11 protein-coding genes and 1 pseudogene are annotated in these 12,104 nt (G+C 72.0%); 2 read left to right on the top strand and 10 right to left on the bottom strand.

Going from position 1 to position 12,104, the window contains the following annotated elements:
* Window position 1 precedes the first annotated feature (1 nt).
* The 10 genes and pseudogenes from genX to HS104_10930 form a co-directional block, all read right to left on the bottom strand.
* The gene (gene genX / locus HS104_10975) at window positions 2-1,216 is read right to left on the bottom strand and encodes an EF-P lysine aminoacylase GenX (protein ID MBE7480490.1); all 1,215 of its coding nucleotides are present in this window, start codon (window positions 1,214-1,216) and stop codon (window positions 2-4) included.
* A complete protein-coding gene (locus tag HS104_10970; GenBank protein MBE7480489.1) occupies window positions 1,213-1,452 on the bottom strand; it encodes a flagellar biosynthetic protein FliQ in 240 nt (79 codons plus the stop codon). Before HS104_10970 ends, genX begins: the two co-directional genes overlap by 4 nt.
* A gap of 21 nt (window positions 1,453-1,473) precedes the next feature.
* Window positions 1,474-1,908 (bottom strand): hypothetical protein, encoded by a 435-nt coding sequence (locus tag HS104_10965; GenBank protein ID MBE7480488.1) that lies wholly within the window; start codon window positions 1,906-1,908, stop codon window positions 1,474-1,476.
* Window positions 1,909-1,946: 38 nt separating this feature from the next.
* A pseudogene (locus HS104_10960) lies at window positions 1,947-2,126 on the bottom strand (hypothetical protein).
* A 310-nt stretch (window positions 2,127-2,436) separates the two neighbouring features.
* A complete protein-coding gene (pgsA, locus tag HS104_10955) occupies window positions 2,437-3,138 on the bottom strand; it encodes a CDP-diacylglycerol--glycerol-3-phosphate 3-phosphatidyltransferase (GenBank protein MBE7480487.1) in 702 nt (233 codons plus the stop codon).
* 32 nt (window positions 3,139-3,170) lie between these two features.
* Window positions 3,171-4,649, bottom strand: coding sequence for a tetratricopeptide repeat protein (locus tag HS104_10950; protein MBE7480486.1), 1,479 nt, complete (start codon window positions 4,647-4,649; stop codon window positions 3,171-3,173).
* Between the two features lie 43 nt (window positions 4,650-4,692).
* Window positions 4,693-5,409, bottom strand: a complete 717-nt coding sequence (gene hisA / locus HS104_10945; GenBank protein ID MBE7480485.1) for a 1-(5-phosphoribosyl)-5-[(5-phosphoribosylamino)methylideneamino]imidazole-4-carboxamide isomerase — start codon at window positions 5,407-5,409, stop codon at window positions 4,693-4,695.
* A gap of 7 nt (window positions 5,410-5,416) precedes the next feature.
* Complete coding sequence (gene hisH / locus HS104_10940) at window positions 5,417-6,046, bottom strand: imidazole glycerol phosphate synthase subunit HisH (GenBank protein MBE7480484.1); 630 nt, start codon at window positions 6,044-6,046, stop codon at window positions 5,417-5,419.
* Window positions 6,046-6,636 carry an imidazoleglycerol-phosphate dehydratase HisB gene (gene hisB / locus HS104_10935; GenBank protein MBE7480483.1) on the bottom strand — a complete coding sequence of 197 codons (591 nt, stop codon included), beginning with the start codon at window positions 6,634-6,636 and terminating at the stop codon, window positions 6,046-6,048. The genes hisH and hisB overlap by 1 nt, the downstream gene beginning before the upstream one ends.
* Window positions 6,633-7,301, bottom strand: a complete 669-nt coding sequence (locus HS104_10930) for a hypothetical protein (protein MBE7480482.1) — start codon at window positions 7,299-7,301, stop codon at window positions 6,633-6,635. Before HS104_10930 ends, hisB begins: the two co-directional genes overlap by 4 nt.
* Window positions 7,302-7,388: 87 nt before the next feature.
* Here HS104_10930 and lon point away from each other — a divergent pair, with 87 nt between their 5' ends.
* Together lon and HS104_10920 are read left to right on the top strand one after the other, a co-directional pair.
* On the top strand, window positions 7,389-9,797 hold the full coding sequence (gene lon, locus HS104_10925) for an endopeptidase La (protein MBE7480481.1): 2,409 nt from the start codon (window positions 7,389-7,391) through the stop codon (window positions 9,795-9,797).
* A gap of 53 nt (window positions 9,798-9,850) precedes the next feature.
* A complete protein-coding gene (locus HS104_10920; GenBank protein ID MBE7480480.1) occupies window positions 9,851-12,079 on the top strand; it encodes a hypothetical protein in 2,229 nt (742 codons plus the stop codon).
* Window positions 12,080-12,104: the final 25 nt, after the last annotated feature.

The raw sequence follows: 12,104 nt of genomic DNA, 5'->3' as shown, positions 1-12,104 counted from the left end.
CTCAGAGCCATTCCCACGGGAACGCCTGAACCTCGGCGATGCTGGTGCGCCCCAGCGCCAGCGCGACCAGTCGATCGACGCCCAGCGCGTTGCCACCGGCGGGCGGCATTCCCTCGCCGAGGGCCACCAGGAGCTTCTCGTCCAGCGCGTAGACGGGCCGGCGCGCGCGGCGCCGCGCGCGTCGATCGGCGACGAAGCGCGCGCGCTGCTCCACCGGGTCGGTGAGCTCACCGAAGCCGTTGCAGAGCTCGACGCCGCCCAGGTAGAGCTCGAAGCGCTCGGCCACGCGGGGATCGCTCGGGCTCCGGCGCGCCAGCGACGCCTGAGAAGCGGGATAATCACACAGGAATACTGGACGGCGACGGGCGGCGAGCGCCGGCTCGACCGCGTCGACCAAGAGCTGGTAGAAACGATCCTCGTCCTCTTCCGCCAGGCGCACGGCGTCCTCGACGTCGGCGTGGCGACGAAATGCGTCGCGCACGCTGACGCGATCGAAGGGCGCTCGCACGTCGATCTTCCTGCCGTCGGCCAACTGAACGCGGGGCTTGCCGGCGAGGCGGCGCACTACGCGCTCGACCAGCGCCTCCGTATCGGCCATCACCGCATCCTGCCCGGCGAAGGCGCGGTACCACTCCAGCATCGTGAACTCGGGCTCGTGCAAGCTGCCGAGCTCGTCCTTGCGGAAGCAGTGCGCGAGCTGGAAGCAGCGCGGGATGCCACCCACGAGCAGTCGCTTCATCTGAAACTCCGGCGAGGTCGAGAGGTAGCCGCCCGCCGCCCCGAGCGCGTCGACGTGGAGGTCGAGCCCCGGCGTGCGAACCCGCGCCGGCGTGTCCACCTCCACGAAGCCCGCCTTCGCGAAGTAGCGCCGGATCTCGTCGCACGCAGCGGCGCGCCCGAGCAGATGTCGACCGACTCCCTCCCAGGTGAAGCGCGCGACCTCGCCGTCGCCGCGCGGCGCGGGGCAAGGGAAGCGCTCGCGGACCTCGGCGTGCGTGAGCTCGGTGCGCGCGAGCCTCCCGGCGACCACCAGCAGATCCCCGGGAGCGACCTCCGCGGCGGCCGCCAGGCTCACCCGCAGGCTCGCGAACGCGTCGGCGAGCACGAGGCGCTTGCCCAGGACGCTGGCCACTCGCCCGCCTACGGCGACCTCCCGGGCGCGGCTCGGCCTAGCGCCAGGCGCTGTGAGGTCGCTCGGTGCGAGAACCGGGCTCAACCGCCCGCGAACACGCGCGCGGCGAACGCGGCGATCTGTACGCCCATCCACGGTCCTGCGATCGCGAGCACCACGGCCACCACCACCAGGCGGGGCAGGTGCGCCAGAGTGACGTCCTGAACCTGGGTCGCTGCCTGCATCACCGCCACGGCGAGCCCGATGACCGCCGCGGCGCCCACCACCGGGAGCGAGACGGCGACCGCCAGAAGCAGCGCCTCCTGGGCGTTGCCGATCAGGTGCGCGACGTCCGGCACGGCTCAGTCCTGGCTCGCGTCGCTGGCGGCGTCGCCGCTGTCGGCGCCTGCGGTGCCGTCGCTACCCGCGGCGCCGTCGCTGCCGGCGGCGCCACTGCTGCCCGCAGCTCCGTCGCTGCCGGCGCTACCGCCGCTGCCGCCCGAGCCGCCACTGCCACCGGTTCCGGGCGGGATGGCCGCGGCGTCCACCGACGGATCGGGCTCGTAGCTCTCGACCTTGGGATCGCAGGCGCTGACGGAGGACTTGGCCGGGGGCGCGGGGCAGCACACCGCACTCTTCGACTTCACCTCCCAGGGGCCGCGGCAGATGAGCCCCTGTTCGCAGTCGTCATTGCCATTTCCGAGATCGCAGCTCTCGCCCTCGCCCGCGTCGCCGCACGCGCCGAAGAGGCCCAGCGACGCGACCAAGAGCCCCAGCTTGGCGGCGCGCCCCAGCATCAATCGGCCCCCGCGTCGTTGCTGGCGTCGCCCGCGCTGCCGTCGCCACCCGCGGCGCCGCTGCTGCCGCCCGAGCCGCTGTCGCTTCCCGCAGCGCCGCCGCTGCCGGCGCTGCCGCCGGAGCCGCCGCTGCCAGCGCTGCCGCCCGACCCGCCACTGCCGGCGCTGCCGTCGCCGCCGCCGCTGCCGCCCGACCCGCCGCTGCCGCCCGACCCGCCCGCGCCGCCGCTGCGCAGGCAGCTATCGGAGCTGATGGTCTGCCCCACCGGGGGGCAGCACCGATCGGCCGAGTCATCGACGAGCTCGGCTCCGGACACGCAGATCAGGCCGCTCTCGCAGTCCTGGTTGCCGTTCAACGGGTCGCAGCGGTCGCCCTCGCCCTGCTTGGCGCAGCCGGGTGCCCAGAGCAGGGCGGAGAGGGGAATGGCGCAGAGATGGGGCAAGAGCCGGCGCAACATGTTCGCCCTCAATAGCATGACTCGTCGGCATTCCGTCAGGGGGAAGGCGGAAATTCGCGGAGTTTCCCCGCTACTCGCCGCCGGCGCGGCGCCGCTTGGCCTCGACCGCCTCGGCGAAGAGGCCGACGTACTGGAATGCGCTGGTGATGGAGAAGACCAGCGAGATGTAGACCAGGGTTCGGCCCACCACGACGAGGTCCACCACCCCGAGGTCGAGCGGGCCGAGCGACAGGTGGTACGGATAGCCGACGATCAGCGCGATGATGCCGATCATCTGTAGCGCGGTCTTGCTCTTGCCGCCTTCGCCGGCGGCGATCACCACGCCTTCGCTGCTGGCGATGGACCGCAAACCGGTGATGCTGAGCTCGCGGGCGAGCAAGAGCGCCACCGCCCACTCCGGGATGCGGCCCATCGGCACCATCCACACCAGCGTCGCCATCACGATCAGCTTGTCCGCGAGCGGATCGAGGAACTTGCCGAGCACGCTCACGACGCCCAGCTTGCGCGCCAGGTAGCCGTCCAGCAGATCGGTGATGGCCGCTGCGCCGTAGACGATGGCGGCCCAGGTGCAATCGGTGGGGGTGCCGCTGTCGAGCAGCCAGAGCACCAGCGGGATCACCGCGATGCGTCCGAAGGTCAGCAGGTTGGGCAGATTGACGGCGTCCTCTTTGAGCGAGCGCCGCCGTTCGGCGCGCACCTTCGGGTCGAGCTTGGGCTTCCTCTTGCGCGGCCGGCGCGAGCGGCGGGAAGGCGGCGCTTCGGAGGCGGGCATCGACGCGGCGAGCATACAGGGAATCGGCTGCGTCAGGTCGCGTCGACGAATACGGCTCCGTCGCCGTTCATGCTGACCAGCCCGGCCTGAACGGCGGACGCATCGCCCGGGCCTTGCGCCTGCGGCAGGATCCGCCCGACCCAGCCCACGACAGTGCCGCCCCGGAGCATCAGCGGGCGCTCGGGACTGACCTGGACGGCGAACAGCGACGCGCTCGTGCGCAAGGCGAGCAAGCCCTCGCCGGAGAGCTGGACCATGGGCACGTGCTCCATGGCGCCAATCGACAGCCGGCCGCTCTCGTGCCGGAGCGACGTGTCGAAGCCGATCACGCGGTCCTCGCGCGCGTAGAACAGCTCGCGCTCGAGGCGGGTGACCAGCAAGCGCGGCTCGGCGGAGAGCACCAGCGAGCCCATGCCCTCCAGCACCACGAGCGGCGTGCGCATGCCGCCGAGCGGCTCGTCGAGCTCACGACCGCGAGCGCGCCGATGGATGGCGCTCTGGCGAAACGCTCCAGCTTCGGGCAAGAGGGCCCGCACCCGATCCAGGCGTACTGCGAAGCCGCCCTCGAGACGGATCAGGGCGACCTCCGGCGAGCTCGCCACTACGCGACCGTCGAGCGGCGGCGCGAGCAGCAGGCTGTCGGCCAGCTTGCGCGGCGAGCTGACCCCAGCGACGGCGGGTGGGGGTCGTGGCTCGAGCGCGGCGCCGATGTCGGCGACTGGTGGGGGGGGCACGGAAGCGCGCGCCCTGAGCGGTCGGGACGGAGGCGGCACGTCGCCCCCGAGCTCGTGCCAGTGACCGGTCAGTGCGGGGTCGCCTCGGCCCGACTCGGCGCGAGAGAAAGCCTGGGTGTCGCCCTCGAGCTCGTGCACCGCCTCCGCCGCGACGGCACGCACGGCCTGCATCTCGGGGCGCGGGCCGGGCTCGATCAGGTCGGCGAGCGCCTGTTGCATGCGCCGCGCCAGGTGCGGCTGACCGGCCCGCTCGAACGTCGTGGCGGCCTTCTCGAAGTCACCCAGGCGCTGGTGTACGAGCCCGAGGTAGCCGGCAGCGCGCTTGTGACGAGGACTGTGCTCCAGGAGCTGCTCGAAGGTGTCGCGCGCCCTGAGGAGCTGGCCGGTCTTCAGGTAGCACAAGCCCAGGTTCAGGCGCGGCGTCTCGGCTTCGGGGCGCGCGCGCACGATCTCTTCGAAGATGCTGATGGCGCGCGGGTACAGGCCCAGCCGGAAGTAGACCACGCCGAGCAGACCTTGCCCTTCGACGTCAGCCGGCTGGAAGCCGAGCGCACGCTCCAGCTCCTCCTTGGCCTCGCCGACGCGGTTTTCCTGGAGCAGCTCGCTGCCGCGGTACAGGTGGAACAAGAAGTCTTCCGCAGCAAACGCCCCGCTCGACGGCAGCTCCGACTCGCGCTCGCGGTCGTCGGGCGCTTGCTCCGGCGGGCGATCGCTGCCGCCGGCGCGCTCGCTGGCCTCTGCCAGCGAGGGCAGGACGCCGGGGTCGGGGCGGGTCATGACAGGGGGAAGGGTAGCGAAGATCGAAAGCAAGCACGAGCCTTCAGCTCGCGGCGCGCACGGCTTCTTCGAGCCCGAACCTGCCTTCGTGCAGCGCGCGGCCGACGACCGCCGCGGCGATCTCACCGGGCGCCTGGGCGAGGGCGGTCAGGTGCGCGAGCGTGCCGACGCCGCCGCTGGCGATGACCGGGAAGTGGGTGCTCGCGGCGAGGCGCGACGTGGCGTCCACGTTCGGGCCGACCTCGGTCCCGTCGCGCTCGATGTCGGTGTAGAGCAGGCCCGCGAGGGGATGCTCGGAGAGCTCTGCCACCAGATCTTCGACGCGGCGATCGCTGGTGTTCTCCCAACCGTCGGTGGCCACCCAGCCGTCCTTGGCGTCGAGCGCGACGATCACGCGACCCGGGTGGGCGCGGGCCAGCTCGCGGACCAAGACCGGATCGGAGACGGCTGCGGTACCGAGCACGACACGCTCGACTCCGAGCTCGAGGTAGCTCTCCGCCGCCTGGGCGCTGCGGATGCCTCCGCCCACCTGGACGCCCGGCCCGAAGCTCGCGACCACGCGCCGCACCAGATCCGTCTGCACGGCCCGGCCGGCGCGGGCGCCTTCGAGATCGACCACGTGGAGCCGCGAGACCCGAGCGCGCCACTGTCGGGCGATCTCGGCGGGATCGCTCGCGTAGACGGTGACGTCGTCGTAGCGCCCGCGGCGCAGGCGCACGGCCTGGCCGTTCAAGAGGTCGATGGCGGGGATCACCAGCACGGCGCGCTCAGCTCGAGAGGAAGGCGGCGAGCAGAGCCAGCCCGGCGGCTTGGCTCTTCTCGGGGTGAAACTGCACCGCGAACACGTTGTCCCGGGCGATGGCGGCGGTGATCCGGTGAGGACCGTGGCTGGAGGTGGCGACCACTAGAGAGACATCCGCCGGGAGCGCGTGGAAGGAGTGAACGTAGTAGACCCAGGTGCCGGCGCCGCCGGCGGCGTCCAGGAGGCGGTGGCCCTCGCCGGCGTACTCCAGCTGGTTCCAGCCCATGTGCGGGACCTTCACGCCCTCCGGCGTGAGTCGCTCGACCCGCCCGGCGTAGAGCCCGAGGCCCGGCACGCCTTCGGCCTCGGCGCTCGCGTCGAACAGCACCTGCAGGCCCAAGCAGATCCCGAGGTAGGGTACGCCCTGCCGGATGCGCTCGAGGATGGCGGCGCCGAGCCCGCCGCCGAGGGAGCTCATGCAGTCGCGGAACGCGCCCTGCCCGGGGAACACCAGCCGCTCCGCCCGCCGCACGCGTTCGGGATCGGCGGTGCGCTCGACGCTGACCGCAAGCCCCGCCCGCTCCGCGGCGGCGGCCAACGCCTTCTCCACCGAGCGCAGGTTGCCGAGCCCGGTGTCGATGACCGAGAGCTGCATCAGAGCGTGCCCTTGGTGGAGGGAACGCCGGGCGCGCGGGGGTCGATCTCGACCGCGCTCCTGAGCGCCCGAGCGAAGGACTTGAAGCAGATTTCCACGATGTGGTGCAGGTTCTCGCCGGCGTGCAGCTGGACGTGCAAGTTGGCCTGCGCGCTGCGGGCGAAGGCTTCGAAGAAGACCTCGGCGAGCTCGACGTCGAACTCGCCGATCTTCGCCTTGGGCAGCGGCACGCGCCAGACGAAGAAGGGCCTGCCGGAGAGGTCGAGGGCAGCGGTCACCAGCGCCTCGTCCATCGGCAGGGTTGCCGAGCCGTAGCGGCGGATCCCGGCGCGGTCGCCCAATGCCTCGAGCACTGCGCGGCCGAGCACGATGCCGACGTCCTCGGTGGTGTGGTGACCGTCGATCTCCACGTCGCCCTTGGCCTTGACCGAGAGATCGATGGCGCCGTGCCGGGCGATTTGGTCGAGCATGTGCGAGAGGAACGGCAGCGGCGTGTCGATGCTGCTCTTGCCCGTGCCGTCGAGGTCGAGCTCGACCGTGACCGAGGTCTCCTTGGTCGTCCGTTCGACTCGCGCCCTCCGGCTCGTCACCGGAACTCCTCGACCTTCCACGCACCGCCCTCGCGCAACAGCTCCACGGTGCCGCCGGCGCCGTAGGACATGGTCGCGCGCTCGCCGATGCGCTCGAACTTCGCCGTGGGCAGCGCCGCGGCCAGGGCCTGCGTGAGCCGCGCCAGCTCGTCCTTCTGCTCGCCCTCCCAGGCCTTCTTGAGCTTGCCGGCGTCGAGCCCTTCCTTCTTGCCGTCCGGGACGAAGCGCATCAGCACGTCCCAACGTTTGTTCTCGAAGGCGCGGATGAAGGCCCGCACGGCGGCCTCCGGCGAGGCCTGGCTGTAGAGGTCGATGGCCGAGCCGTCGACCCGCCACTGGCCGCCTTCATAGACGAGCAGGAGCGACTCCCCGTTGGGCGCGGTCACGCTGGCAGTGACCAGCGGCGGCCCGGACGGGCGGGCCAGCGCGGTGGCGATGTCGCGCACCTCCTCCGGGTTCTCCTTGACCATTCGCGCGAAGGCCTCGAAGGGCAGTTGCTTCTTCGCCTCGTCGCTGAGGAGCGAATAGGCCTGCTCCGTACGCCCGGCTTTCAGCGCCTGGGCATAGGCGTCCAGCGTCTCTTTCGGGCCCTGGGCGGGCTTGCCCGTCGCGCAGCCGGCGGCGAGCGCGGCGGCCACGACGGCCACGGATCGGAGGCGGGTCACGCGGGGAGACACGCCGCCCGGATACCACAGGCCGGGCGCAGCGTCAGCGTACTGGCCTTTGCCCGGAGGCGTACTAGTGTCCGGGGTATGGCGCCCGCCCCGCCGAAGCCCCTGGGCACCGAGCGCATCGCGGTCGTCCCGCTGCGCAACTCGGTGCTCTTCCCCATGTCGGTGGTGCCCATCAACGTGGGGCGACCGCGCAGCGTGCGGCTGGTCGAGGAGCTGGTCGGCAAGGAGAGCGCCCTGGTCGGCGTGCTCACGCAGAAGGACGCCGAGACCGTCGAGCCGACCTTCGAGGAGCTGTACGAGGTCGGGACGCTCGCGCGGCTGGTCAAGGTGATACGGCTGGGGCCGAACAACTACTCCGTGGTGCTGAACGGCATCGGTCGCTTCCGCGTCGACCAGCCCCTCGGGCTCGAGCCCTACATGCGCGCGGACATCGTGCGGCTCGCCGACGAGGGGGGCGACGAGGCGTCGCTCGGGGACCTGGCGAAGCGGCTGCGCGAGGCCACCCGCAAGATGCTCGCGCTCCTGCCCAACCTGCCCAAGGAGACGGCGGGCATCCTCGACAACGTCCGCGAGGCGGGCGCGCTGGCGGATCTCATCGCCTCGAACCTGCCGGAGGAACAGGCCGAAATCGCCTTCCGGCAGCGGGTGCTCGAGGCGGTGGACGTGCGAGCGCGGATCGAGATCGTGCTCGCCGTCGTGGAGCGGCAGCTCGACGTCTTGAGGGTCAAGGGCGAGATCACCACGATGGTGCAGGAGGAGCTCAGCCGCTCGCAGCGCGATCTGGTGTTGCGCCAGCAGATGCGCAGCATCCGCGAGGAGCTTGGCGAGGCGGGTGACGACGACGAGCTGGACGACCTCCGAGAGCGCGTGGCGCGCGCGGAGCTGCCGACCGAGGCAGAGAAGGCCGCGCGCAAGCAGCTCTCGCGGCTGTCCGGCATGCAGCCGCAGGGCGCGGAGTTCCAGGTCACGAAGACCTACGTCGAGTGGCTCGCGGACCTGCCGTGGAACCGCACCACGAGCGACCGCTTCGACGTGCGCGAGGTGCGCCGCTGCCTGGACGAGGATCACTTCGGGCTCGAGCGGGTGAAGAAGCGCATCGTGGAGTTTTCGGCCATTCGCCAGCTGCGGCGCGACAAGAAGGGCCCGATCCTGCTCTTCGTCGGCCCGCCCGGCGTGGGCAAGACCAGCCTCGGCCGCTCCATCGCCCGCGCCATGGGCCGGCGCTACGGCCGCATCGCCCTCGGCGGCGTACGCGACGAGGCGGAGGTCCGCGGCCACCGCCGCACCTACGTGGGTGCCCTACCGGGCCGCATCATCCAGGCGCTGAAGAAGGTCGGCACCAAGAACCCCGTGCTCGTCCTCGACGAGGTCGACAAGATGGGCGTGGACATGCGCGGCGATCCCGCGGCAGCGCTGCTCGAGGTGCTGGATCCGGAGCAGAACGACACCTTCGTCGATCACTACATCGACGTGCCCTTCGACCTGTCGTCGATCATGTTCCTGGCCACGGCGAACTACTTCGACAACATCCCAGCGGCGCTGCGCGATCGCATGGAGGTGATCGAGGTGCCCGGCTACACGCGCACGGAGAAGCGCGCCATCGCCGAGCAGTTCCTGGTCCCGAAGCAGCTCAAAGAGCACGCGCTCAAGCCCGAAATGCTCTCCTTCGCGAGGGAGGGCGTCGAGGCCATCATCGACTACTACACGCGCGAAGCCGGCGTGCGCGGGCTGGAGCGGGAGATCGCCGCGGTGTGCCGCGACGCAGCGGTGCGGCTGGCGGAGGGGCAGACCGTCCAGGACGTGATCGTGGACAAGCCCTGGGTCGAGCAGGTCCTGGGCGTGCACAAGCACAACCCGGAGATCGCCGAGCGGCGCTTGCACCCGGGCGCTGCGACCGGCCTGTCGGTCACCGCGAGCGGCGGCGATCTGTTGCTCGTCGAGGTCACTCGCATGCCGGGCAAGGGCGAGATCACCGTCACCGGCGGCCTGCGCAACGTGATGAAGGAGTCCGCGGCCACCGCGCTCTCCTTCGTGCGCTCGAAGGCCGAGCTCCTGAAGCTCGAGCCGGAGTTCCTGCGCACCATCGACCTGCACGTGCACGTGCCCAAGGGCGGCTCCGCCCGGGACGCGGCCAGCGCCGGCGTCGCGATCTTCGTCGCCGTGGCATCGCTGCTCCTGGATACCCCGGTGAAGCCCGACGTGGCGATGAGCGGCGAGCTGACCCTGCGCGGGCGCATCCTGCCGGTGTCCGGGATCAAGGCGATGGTGCTCGCGGCGCATCGCGCGGGGATGCGCTCGCTGGTGTTGCCGGCGCGCAACGAGCGCGACCTGGAAGAGGTTCCGGACGAGGTGAAGCAAGACCTCGAGGTCCACCTCGTGAGCCGCGTGGACGAGGTCTTGCCGCTGGTGCTCGCGTCCCCGGAGGAGCGCGGTCCGCTGTCCGACCGCTCCTTCCCGCCGCCGGGCAGCGGTGAGGCTCGACCCTGACGGCGGAGCTCGGGCCCCTCTTCCGCTCGCGCTCCCTGCTCGTCGGCTTCGGCGTGGGCGGTCTCGGCTGCCTGGGCAGCGGGTTCCTTCCGCTCTTCGGCGGTCCGGGCTACGAAGCGGCGCTGCTGGCCGGTGTGCTCCTGCCGAGCGTGGCGGCGGTCTCGACGGCCGTGGCGGTCTCGGGCACGCGGGCCTCGGCCTTCGACGCGCTCGGCCGCGGCGTGGCCGCTGGGTTCGTGCTCGGTCTGCTCGGTCTCGTGCTCTCGGTGCTCCACGGCCTGCGCGTCGGCTTCTGTGATCTCTGGGACGGCGTCTTCGTGTTCTGCCTGGGACCGGGGGTCGGCAGCGTGCTGGGCGGCGCGTTCGGCGCCGGGGCGGGGCTCGTCGCCGCCGGGCGCGCGCGGCGGCGCCTGCTCTGGGCGGTGTCGCTCGCGCTCGCGGGTCCGGTCGGCTCCATCTTGGTCAGCCTGTGGCGCTTCTGGTCGAGCCCGATGGTGTTCGCGTTCGATCCCTTCTTCGGCCATTTCGCTGGCCCGCTCTACGACACCGTGATCGAGCCGCTCGACCGGCTCGAGAGCTACCGGGTCGGCTCGCTGCTGTCGCTGCTCGCCTTCGCGGCGTTCTGCTTCCACCTGGAGCGCCGCGAGACGGGCTTCCTGCTGGTGGGGCGCGGCCGACCTGGCGTGGCGCTGGCGGGGCTCCTCGCCCTCGGGGGCTCGCTCTGGGTGTCGCTCTCGGGCCCGGAGCTCGGCCACTGGAGCACCACGGCGAGTATCCGCGCCGAGCTCGAACGGACGCACTCGACGGAGCGCTGCGACATCGTCTACGCGCCCAGCATCCCCGAGCGCGAGGCGCGCATCCTGGGCCGCGAGTGCGACGCCCACGTGCGCGAGCTCGAGCGCTGGTTCGAGACCCGAGGCCCCGAGCGCGTCAGCGTCTTCGTGTTCGAGTCCGAGGGCCAGAAGGGGCGCCTGATGGGCGCAGCCAGCACCTACATCGCCAAGCCCTGGCGCCGCGAAGTGTACGTGCAGTTCGCGCGCTATCCGCACCCCGTGCTGGGTCACGAGCTCGCGCACGTCGTCGCCGGCAGCTTCGGCTCGGGACCCTTCCGCGTGAGCGGACCGCTCGGCGGCTTCATCCCGGATCCCGGGCGCATCGAGGGCGTCGCCACGGCGGCCACGCCCTCCGACGACCCGGAGCTCACGCTGGCGGAGTGGTCCCGAGCCATGCTCGAGCTCGAGCTGTTGCCGCCGCTCTCGGCGGTGTTCCGCCTGAGCTTCCTGGGCGAAAACAGCAGCAAGGCGTACACGGTGGCCGGCGCCTTCATGGAGTGGCTGCGCGCCACCCACGGCGCCGCGGCGGTGCGCGGCTGGTACGCCGGCAGGCCGCTCGAAGAGCTGACCGGCAAGGATCTGCTCGCGCTCGAGCGTGACTGGCGGGCGTCGCTGGCGGAAGCCAAGCTCGCCCCCGCCGCGCTGGAAGCCGCCCGGGCGCGCTTCGATCGTCCCGCGGTGTTCGGGCGCAAGTGCCCCCACGTCGTGGATCGCATCCTGGGGGAGGCCCACGGCAGGCTGGGGCAGGGCGACGTGCGCGGCGCGCGGGAGCGCTTCGAGCGCGTGCTCTCGCTCGACGAGGCCCACTTCGGCGCGCGCCTCGCGCTCGGCAGCTGCTCGGTCCGCGCCGGCGACGAGGCCGACGCACGGCGCCGCTTCCAGGCGCTGGCCGAGGACCAGAAGCTCCACAAGTTGCTCAGGATCGCGGCGGACGAAGCCATCGCCGACCTGGACCTCGCCAGTGGCGCCGCCGAGCCCGCGGCCCAGCGCTACCGCCGCATCGCCGAGGCGTTGGTGGACGAAGACCGGTTGCGAACGCTGGACGTGAAGGCTTCGAGCCGCGCGGACCCCGCCCGCAGCGCGATCGCCGCGCTGTTGATCGGCGACCCGCGGACAGGTCGCGACTTCGGTGAAGCAGCGGCTCGGCTCGGCGAGTGGGCCGAGGCCGAGCGGAGCGACGGGCTGCCGGAGTACTTGCTCGGCCGGAACTTCTACAACGCCGGGCGCTACGAAGAGGCCGCGCGGCGCCTCGACAGCGCCCTCGGCAAGCAGCTCACCTTGCGCCGGGTCGAGGCGGAAGCGCTGCGCTTGCGCGTGATCGTCGCCTGTGCCCTGGACGACCGCCCGAGCGGTCGCGCTGCGCTCGCCCGCTACAGAGCGCTCGCCGGGCTGGAACCTGCGGCGCGCTCGGGCGTGGAACGGGTCGCGGCGCGCTGTGGCCTGGAATGAGCCGCGCCGACCGCGCAACCCATCC

The sequence above is a fragment of the Polyangiaceae bacterium genome (assembly GCA_015075635.1).
Taxonomy (GTDB): Bacteria; Myxococcota_A; Polyangia; order Polyangiales; family Polyangiaceae; genus JADJKB01.
This window is presented reverse-complemented; position numbering and strand designations above follow the sequence as displayed.